Below are 20,909 nucleotides of genomic sequence, written 5' to 3'. Positions count from 1 at the left end.
ATGTCCACGACCATGTGTGCGAGCTGCACATTCTTCAAAGCTCACGCGGCCAATACCGCGAAGACCCTGAAAGGTGCCGACCTCTGCCGCTTCAACCCTCCGGTCTCGCAGCCCGAGGCAGGTGCCCATGTCCTGTGGCCGGCCGTCAAGTCCGACGACTGGTGCGGCCATTTCGAGAAGGACATCGAAGCCGCCTGAGGCACGAACGCCAGCCAGGTCCGCTCGCAGCCAGCCGTGCAACCCGCCGGCTAGCCGCGCGAAGCCCCCAGCCAGCTTCGGTCAGGATCGAACGATGAAGGGGGCGGTGCCATGCACCGCCCCCTTCCTGTGTGGTCCCAACGCAGCGTCAGAACGTGAACGTAGCCGAAACCTCGAAGCTGCGGCCCGTCTGCGCCAGTCCGTTGGGATAGATCGTGTAGTTCCGGTCGAACACGTTATCGATGCCCGCCCGCAGCACCATGCCACCAAGGGCACCGCTCTGCGGCGCCCATGTCGCGTAGAGATCGAGCAGCTCGTAACCGTCGCCGGGCGTGCCTGCCGCAGGCACGCGGTCCTGCCTGGCCGCGAAGGTGGCGCGCGCACCGAGTTCCCACCCTTCCCACGGCCGCAGTCCGAGAGTGGCGGTCAGCCGGTCCTGCGGGATCGACTCCAGCCAGTCGCCGTCGTCGTTCTGGCCCCGCGCGAGGCCGAGTCCCGCGCCCATGAACCAGGTGCGGGCGTCATAGTCCAGCTCCGCCTCGAAGCCCCACAACGCGCCGTTCACATTGCCGAAACTCGTGGTGCCGGCGACGATGTTCACGACCTGCTCGATGTAGTTGTCCACATCGGCGTAGTAGGCGTTGACCGAGAAGGCCAACCGGTCATCCGCGCGCCAGACCCCGCCGCGTTCGAACCGCGCGCCGATCTCGACCTGGGTCGATTCCTCGGGCTCCAGGTTCGGGTTCGGCACGAAGAAGTTGTCGGGCGGAAAGCCGGGTCCGCCCGGGAAATGCAGCCCGCTGTTGTAAAGCTCGGTCAGAGACGGGGCGCGGAAGGCGCGCGCGAGGTTGCCGTAGATCTGCCACGCGTCGCTCGGCCGGTAGCTGAAGCCGATCCGTGGCGAGACGAAGTCCTCGCTCACGTCGCGCAGCGCGGGATCGTCCGGCTTTCGTTCATAGCTGTCCAGGCGCAGCCCCGCGATCAGGTCGAGGCGGGCGCCGACCGCGGCCGTGGCCTCGGCGAAGGCACCGTAGGTGGTGGCCTCGGCATCCGGAAAGGCCGGACGCGGGGCCCCGTCGCGCACCCCCTCCTGGGTGTCGCGCAGCACTTCGAAGCCATAGACGACATCGACCGGCATGCCGAAGTCGAATGTCGACCGGTTCGTGATCTCGAAGCCGAGCGTGTCATAGCGCGTCTCGTCCCGCCGGGGCGCGGCGACACGGTCTTCGGTGATGTCCAGCCGGTTGGCATAGAACAGGACCGAAAGATCGACGAGGTCCGAGTCCGACGGCGCATAGTCCCAGCTCAGGCGCAGGTTCTGCGTTTCGGCCTCGCGATCGACAAGCGGGTTCGACCCGGTCACGGCGCCGTTGGAATTCGCCGCCGTCTGCCCCTCGTCGCCGAAGGCCGAGAGGCTGAATTCGAACCGGCTGTCCTCGGACGGTTCGAAGCCGAGCTTGAGCATGCCGCTCGCCTGGTCGATCCGCGAAAAGGCGATGCCGCCGCCGCCCCCCGCCTCGAGGTCCTTGCCCATGGTCCGTCCACCGAGAAACAGCAGCGCGTCCCAGTTCCCCCAATCGGCGAATACAGTGGTCGAGCCGGTCACCTGCTCGCCGTTCGAGCCATAGCCCAGCCTGACCCGCGCCCCCGTGGTCCGGTCGGGGGCCAGCAGGTCGGCGGCGTCGACCGTTTCGAACGAGATCACCCCGCCCAGCGCGCCCGATCCGTAAAGCGTCGAGCCGCCGCCGCGCACCACCTCGACGCGGCGCACCAGGTCAGGGTCGATGAAGAACCGCCCGCGATGGCCCTGGCTGAAGTTGAACCGTCCGCCGTCGAAGCGCAGCACGATCTGCTGGTCGCGGAAGCCGCGGATGTTCGGTTCCTGCGAGATGCCGCGCGGGCCGCCGTCGATCGACAGGCCCGGAATGTCGCCGATCAGTTCCTGGATGTCGTCCGCCTGGCGGCTTTCCAGCGCCTCGCCGTCCCGGACGCTGGCCGAGATTGGCGTATCGAGGATCGCGCGCTGATCCCGGAAAGCCGAGTCCAGAAAGATCGGATCGAGAACGAACGCGGTGTCCTGGGCCGCGGCACCGCCGGCGACGGTGGTCGCAATGATGAAGAAGGCTGTCCGACGCATGTTTCCCCCTGTCCTGGACGAGATCGCGGTGCCTGCCGACAGGTGGGGCGCGGTGTGAACAAAACGTCGCTAATTTATCTGATGGAAAAGGTCAAGTAATCCGGACTGTCGTCAACGCCGCCGAAGAGAGGTCTTGGTCGCAGGCATGGAATAGCCTCCGCTGCGCTCGGCGGTCGCCGAGACCTTTGCACGGCAGACCTCCGAGGCCGGCAATCGCGCCAATTCGGTCCGGCGCAGCATTGGTGGAGAAACGGGCGCGGTCCGGGCGTCCAGTTGCGCGATGGAGGGAAATGTTTCGAAGTCCTTGAAATGTCGACTTTCGTGGTCTCGCTGGAAACGGCTCGCATCCGCGGCGAAGGTCAGTAATCCTGAACCTGCGTCAGCTCGCTGACGTGCCGGAACGCCGCCTGTGGCTGGGAGTTCTCGCAGTCACAAGGTCCAGCCACCCCATGACCGGACGCTGACGGAACACGTTGATGAAGTGACTGACCTGCTCGAGCGGACCGAACCCTCTGCGATCATGGACTGGGATCTGCATCTGGCCGACGCAGGCTACGACTCCCTGCATGACTACGCCCCTGGCGCTGGATCGTGTCACCGCCCGAATTCCACGCGGTCGCTGACGGGTTTCCGCGGATCGCCACACCCGTCCCGCTCGGCGTGCCGCACATGAATGGCGTGACTGCGCAGTTAGCGCCATTTGCAACGTCAATGTCACCGGACAAGATGCAAGAGGGCAAGCGACCCGGAGTTTCTTCGACCGGTTCGTTCCCCGCCGCAATGCGGCGTGGTTCGCGGCCGTTCGTGCGGACCGCAGCGAGAACTGCCAGCGGGAATTGCGTTGTCGAACCGTGCTGTCATTCGATCTCTTGCAACCGGCTTTGGCATGGAACTCGCACCATGGCGAACATCACCTGGCGAATGCACGGGTTCCGCGTCGCGCGGGGTAACCCCAAGGGTATCAGTTCGTCGCACGATTCGTTGCGTGCCCCTTCACGATACCGGGCTCAGGCGGCTCGCCCCTTGCCAGCAGTGCCGGTCCCGCAGCACCCGATATGAATGTTTTTCTTATATTGCCAAAAGGCTTGCGTGGCGGAAACAAAGGGCGACGGCCGATACGGGTTTGGGCCGTCAGACCGGCTTTTCCCAACGAAAGGAACCGAAAGGTGAAGCTGAGTGCACGAAACATCCTTGCTGGCACAGTAACCGAAGTCGAGACGGGAACCGTCACGACCCATGTCAAGATCGACGTCGGCGGTGCGACGGTTACGGCATCGATCACCAACGAGGCGGCATCCGATCTGGGGCTCAAGGTGGGCGACAAGGCGAGCGCCATCATCAAGTCGACCGACGTCATCGTCGGCAAGCACTAGGGCCGAGCCTCGTACGGCGTCACATCGCCTGCCCGACGGGGCGACATCTCGCGTGGCGCCCTGTCTCGCCCCCCCAATCCGGGCACGAAACCCTCTGGCTTGGGCCCCCGCATGTCGCGACAATGAAGCAGCGGTCCCGGGAGCACGCGTGATTGTGTGGTCCCCGGGCGCCCCAGTCCCCACTCCTGGTTGCTGTGCGGCCGGACGGAGGATCCTCGCTCAGTGGTTCGGGCAGGGTTGTCCGCCGTAGTCGGGCTTGAGGTCGATCAGGGGCGTACCGTCCACGCAATCGAGCCCGCGCACGGTCAGTACATTGCCCTCGCACCCCAGCAGGGTCACCACCGACGAGGCGACCGGGTTGGGCCTGTTCGGCGAGCGCATCGCGAAGGTGCCGATGGTGGTGCCATCGTTGCGGGGGCTCTGCCGGACAAGGTCGCGCCGGGCGCCGTCCATCCAGTAGAGCAGTTGCAGCCGGTCCCTGGTTTCGATGCCTGCCAGCGCCTCGGTCCAGTGCGGGGCGATCTCGATCCGGCAGACGGGGCCCGCGACCGGGTCGCCTTGGCGGGGGCAGTCACGCGCGGTTTGCCAGGGCGTGCGCAAGCGGCCGATGAACCAGACCAGCGCATCGGCCTGGCGGGGAATGGGGACGAAGATTTCTCCGGCCCGGATGGTCGCCTTGGTGCCTTCCATTTTATGTCCTTTCCTCGATCTGGGCCTTGCAGGGCCGTTCGCGTGTGGCCAAGGCGACATCCGCGTCGGATTCGCGACGAACGCTCGCCCGGATGCGCCGGTTTCCCGGCGAAACGGCTTGGCACGGTTCCTGCTTCATCTTCGTTATAAAGATGACTCACATATCGCCTGAAACGCTAGGCACGGACAAGCGGATGAGCAACCGGCAGGCTGCCGCCTCGGGAAAGGCATCTGGCGGATATCCGTTTTCTGCCCGTTTCGACCGGGGTTTGCCCATGTCTGCGGCGGCGATGTGATGCAAGGGATCCGATGACATGCTTCTTCTCGATGACACCGCGCTGACCTGCCTTCTGAAACGGGATCCGGCAACCGCCGCGCACGCCGGGTTCGGCCCCGCCCTTGGGCACCGGCTGGCCACGGTCGCGATGCGGGCCCGCGCCCCCGGGACCGCCTGCGGCACCGAGGAAGGCGCGCGGATGTTCGCGTTGCTGGGCTGTGCGGCGGACGTCGCGGTGGAAAGCGGCGCGACGGTTGGTCCGGGCGACCTGCTGCTGGCCGCGCGGGGGCCGGCGGCGGCGCTGGTGTCGGGATGGCAGGCGGTGCAGGGGCTGATCGAATGGGCCTCGGGCGTGGCCGGATCGACAGCCGGGATCGTGCGGGCGGCGCGGGCGGCCAATCCCGGGATCGTCGTCGCCTGCCCGCAGAAGGCGATCCCCGGTGCGCGGCCGCTGGCGCTGAAGGCGGTGACGGCGGGCGGGGCGGCGATGCAGCGTGGCAGGGCGCGGGATGCTGTGCTGGTTCTTGCCGAGCACCGGGCCTTGGGAGGGCACGAGGGCCTTGTCGCGCGCATCCGTCAGCTGCGCGCGGCCGATCCGGGCCAGGGCATCGTGGTCGAGGTCGGCTCCTGCGAGGATGCGCTCTGTGCCGCGGGATACGGGGCCGACACCGTCCAGCTGGCGCGGATGACGCCGGCCGAGGTCGCCGCGACGGCACGGGCTCTGGCGGCCGGCTGGAACGGCGAACTTGTCGTGACGGGATCCATCGCTGAGGACATGGCGGCGGCCTATGCGACTTCGGGGGCGCATGTGCTGTCGACCTCAGCGCCCTACCATTCCGCGCCCGAGGAAATCGAAGTGGCGTTCGAGGCGGGCTGAGCCGCGACCGCGCCCGGGATGGGGGCGGTGCGGATCTCGTGGCGCCCCACGTCCTGCCCGCCCGCATCGTCACCGTCGAACGGACCGGCGCCGGCGCGGCGGCTAGACCTTTGGCAGGACGAGGCCCGGGTCCCGTGCCGCGCCCCTGCCCGAGTCGCTGCCATGCCCGTGGCCGCCGCAACCGCAGCCGCCACCGCAACCGCCACCCCGGCCGTGGCCATGCCCGCCGCCGCCGCAGGCGCCTTGCGTGCAGGCGTCGCCGCGGGTGGGGGCGTGGGCCGGGGCGATGGCCGCAAGCGGGACAATGGCCGGACCCTTGCCATGCCCATGACCGCCTACGTTGAACACCGGGTTCGCCACCGGTCCGCGCAGACCCGGCATGTAGGCGACAAGGAACATCCCCCAGCCCGCGCACCAGACCGCCGCCGCGGCATCGAGCAGCGGCTCGTAGGCCGCGGGCATGAGCGGCGCGGCAAGACGCAGCCCGGCCGCGGCCCAGATCAGCGCGAAGGCCCCGCCCAGCACCGGGCCGATCCGCAGCGCCCCGCCCTCGCGCCGGGCCGCGGCGCGAGAGGCGATGGACATCGCCAGCCCCGCCATCGCGCCCATCATCAGTGCGTGGATCGCGTCGGCCTCGCGCCAGGGCGTGGAGAGCAGCGCCGCAAGCCCCGTCAGAACCAGGCCGAGGGGCAGCCAGGCGAAGGCGAGGTGCAGCATCAGCGCGGGCGCGTAGCGCGCCGCAGCAAGGCTTTTCCAGCGCCGAATGCGCCAGAGTTGCGCCGCGCCCGCGGCGATCAGGACGGCGGCGGCTGCCTCCGTCGGGCCTGCCAGGGTCAGCGGAAAGGCCAGCAGCATCAGAGCCAGCCCGATCCGGCTGGCCAGCGGGTCGATCCGGGGCAGCGGCCTGCCGCGCGGGGCCAGCCAGCCCGCGGTGAAGGCGGGCGCCATGTTGCCCGCGATCACCGAAACCTTGGTGGCGAAGAACAGCACCAGCACCCGCGTCATCTCCGCCTCGCCCGGCCAGGGAAGCGCCCCCAGCGCCGTGGCCACGAAGGCCGCATCCGCGAGGCCAAGGAATGCGATCACGGCCGGGACCGCCCAGCGGTCCCACCGCCGCTGGCTGACGATTGCCCGAAGGTAGAGCCCCGTGAACAGGGCGTAGAAGGCCAGCCCCGGCGCCAGGACCAGGGGCAGCGGCAGCGTCTCGGCCAGCAGGGCGGCCAGACGCGCCAGCGCCCAGAGCGCGACCAGACCGATCAGCGGCCACCCCGTCACCCGCCGCGCCCCGGTCCAACTGGGCATGACCGTGAGGAAATAGGCGGCCATCGCGGCGCCACCCACCCCCACCGTCATCTCGTGGGCATGCCAGAGCGTCGTGGTTCCGAGGCTCGGCACCGGAAGGCCCAGTCGCAGGCCGACATGCCAGACGAGGATCGCGATCACGGCCCAGAGCGCCGAGAGCGCGAAGAATGGCCGGTTGGGCGACAGCCACATGTCGCGGTAAAGCCGCCCGCTGGCAATCCGGGCCATCCCCCCTCGGCCCCCGGCATCGCGGCCGCGCCCTGTCTGGGGCGTGATGTCGAGATCGGGCATGTTCGTCGCTCCTGGCGGTGGGGTCGTGGCGGATCGTTAAAGGTGATGCTAATTGTCAAGTTTAGAGTGCCCCCGCCGTGAGCGGCAAGGACGCCGCCGCCGCAGCTCAGGCCAGTTCGATGGTGACGGCGACATCGGCCGGCTTGGCATAATAGGGGGCGGAGGTGACCAGCACCTGCGCACCGGTCGCGGCATAGGCGGCGGCGTTGGCCGCGTTTATGCCTCCCGCAGCGGCAAGACAGCCGGGCCAGCCCCCGAGCGTCTCGGCCGTGGCCGCCACATTCTCGGGCGCGAATTTCTCCAGTTGCAGCACGTCCGCGCCGGCCTCGGCGGCATGCAGGGCATCCTCCCGCGTCGCGACCTCGACGACGATGCGCCGCTCGGGACAGGCGGCACGCAGCCGCGCGATCTGGGGGGCGAGCGCATCGGCGCCGCCGAAAATCCGGTGCTCGGGGAACAGCAAAACCGTCTCGGAAAGGCCCGTCCGGTGGATCTCGGCGCCGCCCGCGACGATGGCCCTCAGCGACAGCGCGCGGGTGAAGGGGGCGGGCTTGCGGGTGCAGGCAACGACGATGCCGGGAGCGGTCGCACGGGCCGCATCCACGATGCCGGCGGCAGAGGTGGCGATGCCCGAGACCCATTCGGTCAGGGTCTGTGCGACCTTCCAGCCGGCATGCAGCGCCTCGGCCCGGCCGCGCGCGACGAGCAACGTCTCGCCCGCCGCGGTCCGCTGCCCGGTCGGCGCGCGCAGCTCCGCCTCGGCCCCCAGCAGGGCGAAGATCCGCGCCGCCTCCTCGCTGCCACAGACGGTCATCGGCCCGCGGGCGCGCATGGTCAGCACGCCCGGAAGCGCCCCGATCCCGAGGCTGCGGGTGGTCAGGTCGCCATGGGGCAGATCTTCCTTCAGCAGGCGCAGCAGGGCGTCGTCATCGAGGGGGAACATGAGGGGGCGGTCCTTTCGGTCAGGGTGCCATCGGCGATGCGGACCGAGCGGTCGGCGAGCGCCGCAGCCTCGGCCGGGTCATGGGTGACGATCAGCGCGGTGATGCCCAGCCGGCGGCGCAGCGCATCGACCTCGCGCCAGAGCGCGCCCCGGGTGGCGTGGTCGAGATTGGCGAAGGGTTCGTCGAGCAGCAGGAGCCGCGGCCTGCAGACGAGGGCGCGCGCCAACGCCGCGCGCTGACGTTCCCCGCCCGACAGGCTGGCGGGGCGGCGGCTGGCGCGGTGGTCGATGGCGCAAAGCGCCAGCGTCTCGGCCACGCGGGCGGCGCGCGCGGCGCGGTCGAGGCCGCGGAACACCAGCGGCAGGTGCAGGTTGTTCGCCACGCTGAGATGGGGAAACAGGTGCAGATCCTGGCTCATGTAGCCGATGCCGCGGCGATGGGGCGGCAGCCCGGTCAGCTCGCCCCCGCCAAGCAGAACCCGGCCCCGGTGCGGCAAGAGCCCCGCGACGATCTTCAGCAGTGTGCTTTTCCCCGCGCCGGAGGGGCCGAGCACCGCCACCGCCTCGCCCGGCCTGACGGTCAGATCGAGCGGGGCCAGCACCGCGTTCGCCACGCCCTCAAGCCGCAAACCGGACATCCGCATCCTCCCGCAGGCTGTCGTCGCGCTCGGCGGTCAGCAGGCGGATCGCAAGCAGCAACGCGAAGGCCAGCGCCAGCAGGATCAGCGCACAGGCGATGGCGATGTCGGTCCGGCCGCTGGCGATGTTGAGGAAAACCGCCATCGGCAGCGTCTCGGTCTGCATCCGGGTGGCGCCCGCCACCATCAGCGTCGCGCCGAATTCCCCCAGCGCGCGGGCCCAGCCCAGCACGGCCGCGGCCAGCAGCGCCCGGCCCGCCATCGGCACCTCGACCAGCAGGAACGCCCAGAACGGCGGGATGCCCAGCGTCGCGGCATTGGCGGCAAAGCCCGGATCGACCGCGCCGAAGGCCGCCCGCGCCGAGCGCACGATGACCGAGGTTGCGATATAGGTCTGCGCGAGGATCACGCCCGCGGGCGAGAACAGCAGTTCGAGGCCCATCGCACTCAGCGCGCCGCCCACCGGCGCCTCGCGTCCCAGCAGGAACAGCAGGCCGATGCCCGCGACCAGCGGCGGGGTGACCATCGGCAGGTCGAGGATGGTCTCGACGACCGGCTTGCCCGGAAACCGGCGCCGGGCCAGCAGCCAGGCGCTCGGCACGCCGAGGGCCAGCGCCAGCGCCAGCGCCGTCAGCGAGGATCGCAGCGACATCGCCACCGCAAAGCGCGTCTCGTCCGAGGCCAGCGCCTCGGCGAGCGACGCAATCGGCAACTGGCTGGCGAGCGCCCCGACCGCCCCGAGGATGGTGGCCACGATCAGGACGAGGGGCGCCCAGACGAGGACCGCGAGCACCCGCATGCCGCCTACTCCCGGGCCGCGCCGAAGCCCGCCGCGTCGAAGGCCGCGCGGCCCTCATCCGAGGCGAGGAAGGCCACGAAATCGGCCGCGATCCCGGGATGCTTCGAGGTCGAGAGCACGCCGCCGGTGATCTCCTCGGCCGCGTAGCAGTCCAGCGGAATCCCGATCAGCGCGATCTTCTCGCCATGGGGCAGCGCGGCCGAGACCGACAGGATCGCGGCGTCGACATTGCCCTCGGCCACGTAGAGCGCAAGCTGTTGCAGGGTTGTGGCGCGCACGACCGTGTTGGCCCGGATAGCCTGCGCGTCACCGCACGTCTCCATGATCTCGTCGGCGGTGCGCCCCAGCGCCATCGCCTCCGGATCACCCAGCGCCAGCCTGAGTCCGGGGCGGGCAAGATCGCCCACGCCGGCGATCGTTCCGGCCTGCGCCCTGGCCACCCCGATCGCGGCGCCGTGGATGCCGAGGGCCGTCACGTCCGCGATCTTGCCCTCAGCCTCCAGCGTGTCGGAGAAGAACCTCGTGCCTGCGAGGAAGACGTCGCCCCGCCCGGTGGTCTCGAACCGGGCAAGGATCTGGCCCGTGCCGCCGTATTCGAGGACGATTTTGTGACCTGTCACCGCCTCGAACCGCTCTGCGAGGGGCTCGACCGCGGGGCGCAGCCCGGCGCCGGAATAGACGAAAAGCGTTTCGGCATGGGCGCCGGCGGCGTACAAGGCGGCCGAGAGCACGAGGCCGAGCCTCAGACGGGATCGCATGTCGATATCTCCTTCAAGAGGTTGCGGTCCTGGCCGCTGGCGTGACACGGGTTGACAGGGGCGGCGCCGGTTCTGCCAGGGCGACGGCCTTGAGGCGGGCGACGACCAGTTCGCCGGGTTTCAGGTCCAGCCGGTCCCACGACTTGCGCGAGATGCGGGCAAGCAGCGCGGCGCCCTTGCCGTCGGCCCCCAGCGCCAGGCGCACCGTCACCTGGTGGTCGGGCGTCGGTTCCGCGCCCTCGATCCGGGCGGGCAGCGCGTTCAGGATGGTGGTGTCCAGCGGCGCGTGGCGGCCGAGGCTGACATCGTTGGCCGGGATGCGCAGGCGGCGGCGCATCCCCGGTGGCCCCAGATCGCCCGACACCACCAGCCGGCCGCCCGGCACCGCGATCTCGGACAGGCCATAGCGCGGGTCGGTCGAGACCACCTCGCCGTCGATCACGGCGGCGGGCTGGGGCATGTGGATCAGCGGCAGCGCGGGGTCAGCCAGAAGGTCCGCGATCGGCCCCGCCGCGCGCACCCGTCCCGCCTCCATCAGCACCAGCGTGTCGGCCAGCCGTTCCACCTCGGCGATGTCGTGGCTGACGTAGAGGACCGGGATCGACAGCGCCGCGTGCAGCCGTTCGAGGTAGGGCAGGATGTCGTCCTTGGAGAACCGGTCGAGCGCGGAGAGCGGCTCGTCCATCAGCAGAAGCTGCGGCTGGGACAGCAGCGCCCGGCCGATGGCGACGCGCTGGCGCTCGCCGCCCGAAAGCTGCGTCGGGTGCCGGTCGAAGAGCCGCCCGATACCCAGCAGGTCCACCACCTCGTCCAGCCCGATGGGCGAAGACCCCCGGTGGCGGCGCATCCCGAAGGTGAGGTTGCCCATGACCGACAGGTGCGGAAACAGGCTCGCCTCCTGGAACACGTAGCCCACGGCGCGGCGGTGGGGGGGCACGAAGCGGCGGCCCTCCTGCCAGGTCTCGCCGTTCACCCGCAACGTGCCCTCGGGCAGGCGCATCAGGCCTGCGATGGCGCGCAGCACCGTGGTCTTGCCGCAGCCCGACGGGCCGAAGAGCGCGGTGATCCCCTGCCCCGGCACCTCGAACGCCGCGTCGAGGTCGAACGAGCCCAGCCGCCCCCGGAACGCCGCCCCGATCATTGCCGCGCCCGGTTCAGGCGGCGCTCGACCAGCAGCATCGCCAGGATGACCGCGAAGGACATCGCCAGCATGCCCCCCGCCAGCACATGCGCCTTGTCCCATTGCAGCGTCTCGACATAGTCGAAGATGGTCACCGACAGCACCTTTGTCTCGCCCGGGATGCCGCCGCCGATCATCAGGATCACGCCGAATTCGCCCACGGTGTGGGCAAAACCCAGGATCGCCCCGGTGAACAGGCCGGGCAAAGCCAGCGGCAGCGCGACGGTGAAGAACGCGTCCAGCGGCGAGGCGCGCAAGGTCGCCGCCACCTCCATCGGCCGCGGCCCCATCGCCTCGAAGGCGTTGCGGATCGGGTTCACCACGAAGGGCAGCGAATAGATCACCGAGCCCACCACAAGCCCCTCGAAGGTGAACGACAGCTTGCGCCCCAGGATCGCGGTCAGGGGGCTGTTCGGCCCCATCGCGATCAGCAGGTAGAAGCCCAGCACCGTGGGCGGCAGCACGATGGGCAGGGCGACGATGGTGGCGACGACCTCCTTCCAGAGGCCGCCCGCCCGCGACAGCCACCAGGCCAGAGGGGTCCCGACCAGCAGCAGCACGACGGTCGTGACGCCAGCCAGCTTCAGCGTCAGCAGGATGGTCTCGATCATCGCCGCGTCGAGCAGGGGGCCCTCCGCCATGGGTCATTCACCCACGTTGTAGCCGTATTTTTCGATGATCGCAGCCGCCTCGGGGCCTTTCAGGAAGTCGAGCCAGGCGGTCGCGGCCTCGTTCCCCTCGCCGGTCTTCAAGAGCACCGCGTCCTGCCGGATCGGCGCATACAGCTCCTGCGGCACCATCCAGCGCGAGCCCGTGCCGTCGGCGATCACCTGCGATAGCGCGACAAAGCCGACAGGCGCGTTGCCGGTGGCGGCGAACTGGTGGGCCTGGGAAATGCTCTTGCCCGTCACCAGTTTCGGTTCCAGGCTGTCGTAGACCCCCAGCGCCTTCATCGTCTCGACGGCGGCCGCGCCATAGGGCGCGGCGGCCGGGTCGGCGATGGCGACATGGGCGAGATCGGGCGATTTCAGCACCGCGTCGGTGCCGTCGATCAAGTCCGTGTCCGCGCTCCAGAGCACCAGTTTGCCGATGGCATAGGTGAACCGCGTGCCGGGCACCGCCAGCCCCTCGGCCTCGGCCTTCTCGGGGCGCGCGGCATCGGCGGACAGGAACACCTCGAAGGGAGCACCCTGCGTGATCTGCGTGTAGAACTGGCCGGAGGGACCGAAGCTCATGGTGACGGTGTGGCCGGTGGCCTCGGTGAAGCGGGCCGCGATCTCGTTGGCGGGTTCGGTAAAGTTCGCCGCCACCGCGGCGATCACCTCGCCCGCCCGGACGGGCGCGGCAAGCATCAGCGGGACGAGAAGCGCCGCGGTGCCGGCGACGAGGGCGGTCTTGAGAGATGTCATGGGGCGGATTCCTTCTGTGGGGCACGCCCCGGACCGGACCGGCCGGGCCAGGGCGGAACGGTCAGGGCATGGCGATGATGACGTGGCTTGCCTTGAACAGCGCGGTCGCCGTGTCGCCGGGTTTCAGGTCCAGCGCCTCGGCGCTCTTGCGGGTGACGATTGCCGTGATCGTCTTGCCCGCGCCCAGCTCGAGGGTGATCTCGCTGTTCACCGGTCCGTCCTCGCGCGCCGCGACGGTGCCGGTCAGCCGGTTGCAGGCCGACACCTTGCCCGGATCGTCGCCCGCGGCCAGCATCACGAAGGTCGCCTTGATCAGCGCAAACGCCTCGGAGCCCTCGGCCAGGCCCATGTCGAGCGCGCTGCGTTCGGTGATGACCGAGGTCAGCGCGTGTCCGTCGCTCAGCGCCAGGTCGATCTCGGCGCTGACCGCGCCCTGCGTGACCTTGGTAACGGTGCAGCGGTAGGTGTTGCGGGTGCTTGTCTGCATCAGGAGGCTCCAGAGGGTGTTGACCGCGCCAACCGGAGAGGTCGCGAGGCCCGTGTTGATGGCGGAAAGCGCCTTGCCGAGAGAGGTCTCGAGCATGGAAAAACAATCGATCAGCGCGAGGCCTGCCCGCGTCACCGTCGCCCCGCCGCCCGATCGCCCGCCCGGCGCGGCCTCGACCAGCGGCTGGGCGAAGAGGTTGTTGAGCGTGCCGACCGCATCCCACGCCGCCTTGTAGGACAGCCCCACCTCGCGCGCCGCGCCCGCGATGGAGCCGTGCGCGTCGATGGCCCGCAACAGCCGGATCCTGTCGCCCCCCACCCGCGGCGCGCCCTCGCGCTGCAGGATCAGGGCTGCCTTCAACGTGCTGTCCGACATGAGCAGGGCTCCGGGTTCGCGACGAAAGCGCTATATATCAATTCTGCATAACGAGTCACCAAAGCCGGGTGCAAGACCTTTCGTTAATACTGTCACCTTTACAGCGGATATTCCCCCCGGGAGGGCCGGAAAAGGCGGCGCCGTCGTCATCTGTGGCGCCGTTCCCCGTGAAAACCTGGGCAGATCGCCGGACCCTGCACAGGTTGTGGGCACTTCCGAAACGCCGGAGAGGGAGGGGGTGGCGCCCTGCGTCGGTCGCACCGGTATCCCGGTGTTGCGACTCGGGCCGGGCTCAGGGCGGCCGCACCCCGGCCCGCGGCCACGACTTGCCCCGAAGTCGCGGTTCCGCAGGCGCCTGGAATTCTGGCGGCGGATGGCCGTAATGCCGAAAGGGCGTGCGTCCCGGGCCGTGACTGCGCGGTAAGGACGCTTGCCTTTCATGGAACGAATATCGTTATGTATGCCGTTGACATAACGATGCGCCGGGCGAACGTCATTCGGAGGAGATCATGGCCGGCACGGATCCTTTCCCCTTCGATGCCGAGTGCGATATCGCCGCGGTGACCTACGGGCCAGGAGAGCCACCGGACGCGCTGATCGCGGCCTTCGTTTCGCGTCTGACAGACCCAGGGTATCGGGTCGCCGGAATGGTGCAGCGGGGTGCCTGTCGGGACGGGCACATCGGGCGCGAAGTGACGCTGTTCCCCTGGGAAGAGCGCCTGATCCTGACCGACGCGCACGACCCGCGGTTTGCCGGGATCGAGACCCGGATCATGGGCGTCCTCGACTTGCGGCCCGACCTCGTCGTGCTGAACCGGTTCGGCTGGCTCGAACGCTGCGGCGGCGGCTGGCGGCGGGTCATTGCACGCGCGATGGATCTGGGCCTTCCGGTTCTCGTTCCCGTCCCCCAGGTGATCTTCCGGGACTGGCTGGACTACACGGGTGGCCTTTCCGTCCGCCTGTCCGGCAGCGCACCGGCCCTCGAGGACTGGTGGCAGTCCATGAGGTCCGAGCATCTGCCGGGAACCCGACAGAACTGGTGCATGACCCTGAAATGACCGCATCCCGCGGATGCGGCCGTACGGTTCGAACGGAGCATCGCGTCCGGGCAACCCGGCCGCGGCGTGCTTGACAATCGGGCAGAACCGCCGACGCCTGGCCGCAGGCGACGGGACCGGGAAGAACCGCCCTTGACCCTTGCGGCCGAAGCATCGCTATATACTCATGCAATATAGCGAGAGACTTGCCGCGTTTTTACGGGGCAGCGACCGCCCGGACCGGCATGGATGACGGGAGACCAAGGGACATGACGCGGAAACGAAGCGACGAGGGAACAGAGGCGGTGTTCCGGAATTTGGGCCGCCGGTTCCGCCAGAAGGACGATGTGGCAAAAGCGGACAGACATCCATGACCCTCACCGCGCCCGACCCAATGCGTCCGCATGAAGAATGCGTGCATCTGCCCGGCGGATTCGACGCCGGCGTGTGGTTCATCGGCCGCATCCGGACGCCCTGGGCACGCCGCGAGGATTGCCCCAAGCGCGGCGATCCGGAAAACGGGCCGGAGTGCCACATCGAGGTGGATGCCCCCTGGCTTTCGGCGCTGGCCGGGGTCGAGGGCAAGGACCGGATGCAGGTTCTGTACTGGATGCATCTGTCGCGGCGCGACCTCGTTCGGCAGAACCCCTGCTTCGACGCGCAGTCGGTGGGCACCTTCGCCCTGCGCTCGCCACTTCGGCCCAACCCGATCGCCTCGTCCTTCGTTCGGCTGCTGCGGGTCGAGGGCAAGTTCCTGACCGTGTGGGGCCTTGATTGCATCGACGGCACGCCGCTGGTCGACCTCAAGCCCGAATTCGGAGTCCTGCCATGACGCATGTCCGCCTGACCGCATGGGTCGCCGGGGGTCTTTCCGCGGTCCTGATGGCGCTGCCCGCGGCCGCCGAAACGCGCACGATCACCGATGCCACCGGACGGCAGGTCGAGGTGCCCGCCGATCCCGAACGGGTCTTTGCCGCGGGCCCGCCGGCCGCGACGCTGCTCTACACGCTGAAGCCGCAGGCCATGGTCGGCTGGGTGCGCGCGCCGGAAGACGAGGACCGGCCCTTCCTCCGGCCCGATTCCCGCGATCTGCCCGCGCTGGGCCGACTGACCGGCAAGGGCGATACCCTGAACCTCGAGGTGCTGCTGACGGCGCGGCCCGATCTGATCGTCGATTACGGCACGGTGAACGCCACCTATCGCGATCTTGCCGAACGGGTTCAGGCGCAGACCGGCACGCCCTATGCCCTGATCGACGGCTCGTTCCCGACGATCCCCGCCACCCTGCGCGACCTGGGCGGCCTGCTGGCCGAGCCCGAGCGGGGCGAAGTGCTGGCCGCCTATGCCGAGGCAACCTTCGCCGAAATCGATGCAATCCTGGCCGCAGTGCCCGAGGACCAGCGCCCGACCGTCTATCTCGCCCGCGGCCCCGAGGGGATCGAGACGGCGGCGCGGGGCTCAATCAATGCCGAAATCATCGAGCGCGCGGGCGGCCGGAACGTGGTCGAGGCCGGGCCGGACGGGCTGGCCATCGTGTCGCCTGAACAGGTTCAGGCCTGGGCCCCCGAGGTGATCGTGACCATCGACGCCGATTTCGCGGCCAATGTCGGCGCGATGCCCGAATGGCAGGGCATTCCGGCGGTGCGCGAGGGCCGGGTCCATCTTGCCCCCTCCGCGCCCTTCGGCTTCATCGACAGCCCGCCCTCGGTCAACCGGCTGATCGGGCTGAAATGGCTGGCGCAAAAGCTTTATCCCGCGCAGGCCAAGGGTGATCTGAGGGCCGAGGTCGCCGGGTTCTACACGCTCTTCTACGGCGTGACGCCGGATGACGCGGCGCTGGCCGGGCTTCTGGGTGAGTGAGCGTGCGGCGCCGCCGCTGCTGTTGCTGGGTCTGACGGGGGCAATGGCGGCGGGCGTGATGCTGGGGCCATACCCGCTGTCGCCCATCGAGGTCGCGGGCACGCTCGCCGGCCGCCCGCCCGATCCGCAGGCGGCCATCGTGCTGTGGAACATCCGTCTGCCGCGGGTCGTGGCGGCGGCGCTGATCGGGGCGGCGCTGGCGGCGGCGGGGGTGGCCTACCAGACGATTTTCCGCAACCCGCTGGTGGCCCCCGACATCCTGGGCGTGTCGCAGGGTGCCGGCTTCGGCGCGGTGCTGGGCATCCTGCTGGGTCTGCCGGTGCTGGCGATCCAGATGATGGGCTTCGTCTTCGGGGTCGCCACGATCGGGTTGGTCATGGGCATCGCGCTGGCATTGCGCGGCATGGGGCAGGTACTGGTCGTGGTGCTGTGCGGCATGGCGGTCGCGGCGCTGGCGGGGGCCGGCATCTCGCTGGTCAAGCTGCTGGCCGATCCCGACGACCAGTTGCCCGCCATCACCTTCTGGCTGATGGGCAGCCTTGCGGGGATCAAGCAGGCCGATGTCGCCGCGGCGCTGCCTGCCATCCTCGCCGGCCTGGTGCCGCTGATCGCGCTGCGGTGGCGGATCGGCCTGCTGTCGCTGGGCGATGACGAGGCGCGCACGCTGGGGGTGGAGGCCGGGCGGTTGCGCCTGCTGGTGATCCTTGCGGCCACGTTGCTGACCGCGGCGGCGGTGTCGGTCGCGGGGGTGATCGGCTGGATCGGTCTGATGGTCCCGCACATGGCGCGGCTGGTCACGGGGCCCCGCTTCGACCGGCTGCTGCCGGTGGCGCTGGCGATGGGGGCGGGGTTGACGGTGCTGGTCGATGCCGCCGCGCGCAGCATCGCGGTGCAGGAGGTCCCGCTGGGCATCCTCACCGCGGTGCTCGGCGGCCCGCTTTTCCTGTGGCTGCTTGCGCGGGGCGTGCGGTCATGGGCGGAGTGACGCCGCTGGTCGAGGCCCGTGGGCTGGCCGTGGGTCATGGCGGAAGAACGATCCTGTCCGGGGTCGGACTGAGCCTGCATCACGGTCGTATCCTCTGCCTGCTCGGCCCGAACGGCGTCGGCAAGACCACGCTGTTCCGCACCCTTCTGGGCTTGCTGCCGCCGCTGGGCGGCGAAGTGCTTCTGGGCGGGTCCCCCCTTGCCGGTCTCGGCCGGTCGCAGGTCGCCCAGCGTCTGGCCTATGTGCCCCAATCCCTGGCTACACCCTTCGCCTGGCGTGCGCTGGACCTCGTTCTGATGGGGGCGGCGACGCGGCTGGGTCCCTTCGCCCGGCCGGGCCCGGCCGAGACCGCGCGGGCCGAGGCGGCGCTGGCGCTGCTTGGCATCGGCGATCTGGCGACCGCCGAGATCACGCGGCTTTCGGGCGGTCAGCGGCAGATGGTGCTGCTCGCCCGCGCCATCGCCCAGGGGGCCGAGGCCATCGCTATGGACGAGCCCACCGCGAGCCTCGATTTCGCCAACCGCATCCGGGTGGGCAAGGCAATCAGGGGGCTCGCCGCGCGCGGATTGGGGGTGTTGATGTGCACCCACGATCCCGACCAGGCGGCCGAACTGGGCGACGAGGCGCTGCTGATCGAACGCGGCGGCGTTCTTGCCGCGGGGCCAGTGGCGGAGGTGATGACCGCCGCCCGTCTGACCCGACTCTATGACATCCCGGTTCGGCGCGAGGCCCTGCCCGAGGGCCGATTGCATTTTTCCGGGCCGTCCGACTGAGGGGAAGGCGGCCCCGTCACCGGGGCCGCCGCCTGTCAGAACGTGTAGGCCGTGGTCAGGTAGAACGTCCGGCCCGCCTCGGGGAAGCCCTCGACCAGTTCGTAATTCTTGTCGAGGGCGTTCCGGACCCCGAAAACGATGCTGGCCCGGTCGCTGGCCTTCCATTCCATGTCCAGATTGACCAGCCCGAATCCCGCATTTCGCGTGTAGGCCACCTGGGTCGGATCGGCCGGCTGGATCGCGCTGTTCGACAGCCGCGAGCTGGAGAGTTCCAGCGAGGGCGAGATCGAGAAACTCTCGGTCGCCTGCCAGTCGAGCCGGAGATAGGCACTGTGCCGCGGCGTGTCGGTGTGCTTCAGCCCCGGCCGCACCGGGTCAGTGATGTCGCGGTCGAGGAAGGTATAGTTGGCTGACAGCGCGAGGTTGTCGCCGAGGTCGGTCGTGGCGCCGATCTCGAAGCCGGCATAGGTGCCATCGCCGACGTTCTGGTTCTGCGTGAGGCCAACCCCGACGGACAGCGACTGGATCATGTCGTCCACCTTGCTGTAGAACAGCGCGGTCTCGACCGCCACCGGACCGATGTCGCCACGATAGCCGATCTCGGCGCTCAGGGCGCGCTCGGAGCCCAGATCGGGATTGGGCACGGCGGTTCCGAACCGCGTGCTGTACCGCTCGAACAGTGTCGGGAAGCGGGTGCGCGACGACAGGCTGGCGTGGTACTCGCCCCCCGACTCGGGCGTCCAGATCGCCGCGAGTTGCCAGTTCACGGCGTCCGATGACCCCACCGGATCGCCGAAAGCGGTGCTGGTGCGGCTGGCCGCCAGAACCTCGGCCCGATCATAGCTGAGACCCGCGACGAAGCTGAGGTCCTCGCGCAGGCGGAATGTGTCTTCCAGGGCGACCGACCAGGTCCGCTCGCGGCTGGTCTCGGTCGGTTCGGGGATGGTGTTGACGTCCGGACGCGGCAACTGGATGTCGCGGTGCCGGTCATAGCGGTAGTGCAACGCCGCTGTCAGCGTGTTGCGCTCGCCGATGTCGGTGCCGAACTCCAGGCTGCCGCCCCAGGCCGTGTCGTCATAGGTGCTGTCGAAGGCGCGCCCGACGGTCTGGCTGGTATGCGTGTAGTCGTCGTAGGCGGACAGCACGTTGTCGAACTGGTGGTAGAAGAACCTGGTCTTCAGCCATGCGGTGCCGCCCAGATCGTTGGTCGAATAGAAGGTCAGCGCCTCGAGATCCCACTCCGGCCATTCCCAGTCGCGCTGGTAGCTCGCTCCGGGCGGCAGTGGCGCGGGCGTGATGCCACGCACGGGCTGATCGACGTTGTAGGGCGCGTTCTTCGCACCCGTCTGGCGGGTATAGCTCAGCACGTATTCATCGGTGGCGTTGGGGGTGAAGCCGAACTTCAGGTTGAGCCGGCTGTCCTCGGTATCGGAATAGTCACGCAGGCCCGAGCCCTGCACCGGCGTCGGCTCATAGTCGCGCGACAGGTAGAACCCGTCATTGTCGCGGGTCAGATAACTGCCCTGGACAAAGAACCGGTCCATTCGGGTGCCCAGCGACAGATAGCCCATGCGCGCTGTCACATCACCGCGGTTGCCCGCCTCGATGCCGACCCGCGCCTCGCCCTCGAAGGGTTCGGTGGGCTGCCGGGTCACCAGATTGATCGCGCCGCCCATGCCGCCCGGCCCGTTCAGCACCGAGACATAGCCCTTCTGGATCTGGATTTCCGACAGGTCCGGCGTCAGGAAACGCCCGAAGTCCAGTCGGTTGTCGGCGGGCAGGTAGACGCGGATGCCGTCGACGTAAAGCGGCACCTGCAAGCGGTCGAAGCCACGCACGAAGATCAGCCGCTCGTTCCGCGACCCGCCGGTATTGCCCACGCTGACGCCGGGCAGCGTGCGCACCGCGTCGTCGAGCGTGGCGCGGTTCGTGCGCCTGATCCCTTCGGCACTGACCGTGCTGCCGGTGCCGCCCTGCGATGCTTCGCCGGCCGACCGGACGATGATTTCGCCAAGGGCGAAGACCTCGCCGGGATCGCCCGACGACTGCTGGGCAAGGGCCGGCAGGCCAAAGCCGAACGAGACCAGACAGCCGGTCTGCACCAGCCGTAGAAGCAATGACATATCTGTCCCCCAGTGTTGCGGACGGCGTCTCTCGGCGCCGTCGGTCGATTCGCTATATTGTCAGACTATATAGCGTTAACGATTGTGACAGCCCGGGGGTATCGCGAGGGGTGCGACGCCGAACCGTTGCCTTATGCAAGTGCAGATGCGGCGCCTTCTGCCCATCCGCAGGGCGTGTCCGACCCGCGACGGGCCCCGCCGTCCCGACAACGCGGCGTTGCCGCGCGGGTCGGTTACGCGGTATGGCTGCGATCAACGGAGAGGGAGGAGCCGACGCCATGCCGACAGACCTGCGCAGCGCATTGACGCTGGAACGGCCCGGGGCGCGGATGGGCGCGGACCGGGTGGCGTTGCTGGCCGCGATCGGCCGGACCGGGTCTATCTCGGCCGCTGCCCG

At 69.3% G+C, this 20,909-nt stretch carries 20 protein-coding genes; 8 read left to right on the top strand and 12 right to left on the bottom strand.

What is annotated here, in order from left to right; translation table 11 throughout:
• On the top strand, positions 1–198 hold the full coding sequence (locus EV655_RS02320; protein ID WP_132541250.1) for a hypothetical protein: 198 nt from the start codon (positions 1–3) through the stop codon (positions 196–198).
• 148 nt (positions 199–346) lie between these two features.
• Here the strand turns inward: EV655_RS02320 and EV655_RS02315 are convergent, their stop codons facing one another.
• A complete protein-coding gene (locus tag EV655_RS02315) occupies positions 347–2,335 on the bottom strand; it encodes a TonB-dependent hemoglobin/transferrin/lactoferrin family receptor (protein WP_132541247.1) in 1,989 nt (662 codons plus the stop codon).
• Positions 2,336–3,501: 1,166 nt separating this feature from the next.
• Between EV655_RS02315 and EV655_RS02310 the strand changes: the two genes are divergently transcribed.
• Complete coding sequence (locus EV655_RS02310) at positions 3,502–3,708, top strand: TOBE domain-containing protein (RefSeq protein ID WP_132541244.1); 207 nt, start codon at positions 3,502–3,504, stop codon at positions 3,706–3,708.
• Positions 3,709–3,927: 219 nt separating this feature from the next.
• Here EV655_RS02310 and tsaA read toward each other — a convergent pair whose 3' ends face one another.
• Positions 3,928–4,398: a tRNA (N6-threonylcarbamoyladenosine(37)-N6)-methyltransferase TrmO gene (tsaA, locus tag EV655_RS02305; protein ID WP_132541241.1), complete on the bottom strand. Its 471-nt coding sequence runs from the start codon at positions 4,396–4,398 to the stop codon at positions 3,928–3,930.
• Between the two features lie 314 nt (positions 4,399–4,712).
• Here tsaA and EV655_RS02300 point away from each other — a divergent pair, with 314 nt between their 5' ends.
• Positions 4,713–5,552 (top strand): beta/alpha barrel domain-containing protein, encoded by an 840-nt coding sequence (locus EV655_RS02300; RefSeq protein WP_132541238.1) that lies wholly within the window; start codon positions 4,713–4,715, stop codon positions 5,550–5,552.
• A gap of 102 nt (positions 5,553–5,654) precedes the next feature.
• On the opposite strand, the gene EV655_RS02295 is transcribed toward EV655_RS02300, so the two are convergent.
• From EV655_RS02295 to EV655_RS02255, 9 genes are all read right to left on the bottom strand, one after another.
• Positions 5,655–7,145, bottom strand: coding sequence for an NnrS family protein (locus tag EV655_RS02295; RefSeq protein WP_132541235.1), 1,491 nt, complete (start codon positions 7,143–7,145; stop codon positions 5,655–5,657).
• Between the two features lie 106 nt (positions 7,146–7,251).
• A complete protein-coding gene (gene modD, locus EV655_RS02290) occupies positions 7,252–8,088 on the bottom strand; it encodes a ModD protein (RefSeq protein ID WP_132541232.1) in 837 nt (278 codons plus the stop codon).
• Positions 8,049–8,726 carry an ABC transporter ATP-binding protein gene (locus tag EV655_RS02285; RefSeq protein ID WP_132541229.1) on the bottom strand — a complete coding sequence of 226 codons (678 nt, stop codon included), beginning with the start codon at positions 8,724–8,726 and terminating at the stop codon, positions 8,049–8,051. Before EV655_RS02285 ends, modD begins: the two co-directional genes overlap by 40 nt.
• Entirely contained in the window at positions 8,707–9,525 is an 819-nt protein-coding gene (locus EV655_RS02280; RefSeq protein WP_132541226.1) for an ABC transporter permease, read from the bottom strand. The genes EV655_RS02285 and EV655_RS02280 overlap by 20 nt, the downstream gene beginning before the upstream one ends.
• A gap of 5 nt (positions 9,526–9,530) precedes the next feature.
• The gene (gene modA / locus EV655_RS02275) at positions 9,531–10,283 is read right to left on the bottom strand and encodes a molybdate ABC transporter substrate-binding protein (RefSeq protein ID WP_132541223.1); all 753 of its coding nucleotides are present in this window, start codon (positions 10,281–10,283) and stop codon (positions 9,531–9,533) included.
• Positions 10,284–10,296: 13 nt separating this feature from the next.
• Positions 10,297–11,424, bottom strand: coding sequence for a molybdenum ABC transporter ATP-binding protein (gene modC, locus EV655_RS02270; protein WP_132541220.1), 1,128 nt, complete (start codon positions 11,422–11,424; stop codon positions 10,297–10,299).
• Positions 11,421–12,104 (bottom strand): molybdate ABC transporter permease subunit, encoded by a 684-nt coding sequence (gene modB / locus EV655_RS02265; RefSeq protein WP_132541217.1) that lies wholly within the window; start codon positions 12,102–12,104, stop codon positions 11,421–11,423. Before modB ends, modC begins: the two co-directional genes overlap by 4 nt.
• A gap of 3 nt (positions 12,105–12,107) precedes the next feature.
• On the bottom strand, positions 12,108–12,872 hold the full coding sequence (gene modA, locus EV655_RS02260) for a molybdate ABC transporter substrate-binding protein (protein WP_132541214.1): 765 nt from the start codon (positions 12,870–12,872) through the stop codon (positions 12,108–12,110).
• Positions 12,873–12,933: 61 nt separating this feature from the next.
• Positions 12,934–13,734 (bottom strand): TOBE domain-containing protein, encoded by an 801-nt coding sequence (locus tag EV655_RS02255; RefSeq protein ID WP_132541211.1) that lies wholly within the window; start codon positions 13,732–13,734, stop codon positions 12,934–12,936.
• A gap of 509 nt (positions 13,735–14,243) precedes the next feature.
• Here EV655_RS02255 and EV655_RS02250 point away from each other — a divergent pair.
• The 5 genes from EV655_RS02250 (at position 14,244) to EV655_RS02230 (ending at position 18,389) form a co-directional block, all read left to right on the top strand.
• Complete coding sequence (locus EV655_RS02250) at positions 14,244–14,792, top strand: DUF2478 domain-containing protein (RefSeq protein ID WP_132541209.1); 549 nt, start codon at positions 14,244–14,246, stop codon at positions 14,790–14,792.
• A gap of 349 nt (positions 14,793–15,141) precedes the next feature.
• Entirely contained in the window at positions 15,142–15,603 is a 462-nt protein-coding gene (locus EV655_RS02245; RefSeq protein WP_243644962.1) for an SAM-dependent methyltransferase, read from the top strand.
• Positions 15,600–16,631, top strand: a complete 1,032-nt coding sequence (locus tag EV655_RS02240) for an iron ABC transporter substrate-binding protein (protein ID WP_132541206.1) — start codon at positions 15,600–15,602, stop codon at positions 16,629–16,631. Before EV655_RS02245 ends, EV655_RS02240 begins: the two co-directional genes overlap by 4 nt.
• A complete protein-coding gene (locus tag EV655_RS02235; protein ID WP_341540293.1) occupies positions 16,624–17,616 on the top strand; it encodes a FecCD family ABC transporter permease in 993 nt (330 codons plus the stop codon). Before EV655_RS02240 ends, EV655_RS02235 begins: the two co-directional genes overlap by 8 nt.
• Positions 17,604–18,389 (top strand): ABC transporter ATP-binding protein, encoded by a 786-nt coding sequence (locus EV655_RS02230; protein ID WP_132541200.1) that lies wholly within the window; start codon positions 17,604–17,606, stop codon positions 18,387–18,389. The genes EV655_RS02235 and EV655_RS02230 overlap by 13 nt, the downstream gene beginning before the upstream one ends.
• 35 nt (positions 18,390–18,424) lie before the next feature.
• On the opposite strand, the gene EV655_RS02225 is transcribed toward EV655_RS02230, so the two are convergent.
• Entirely contained in the window at positions 18,425–20,512 is a 2,088-nt protein-coding gene (locus EV655_RS02225) for a TonB-dependent receptor plug domain-containing protein (RefSeq protein WP_132541197.1), read from the bottom strand.
• Between the last annotated feature and the right edge of the window lie 397 nt (positions 20,513–20,909).

The organism is Rhodovulum euryhalinum (assembly GCF_004342445.1).
GTDB classification, from domain to species: Bacteria; Pseudomonadota; Alphaproteobacteria; order Rhodobacterales; family Rhodobacteraceae; genus Rhodovulum; species Rhodovulum euryhalinum.
This window is presented reverse-complemented; position numbering and strand designations above follow the sequence as displayed.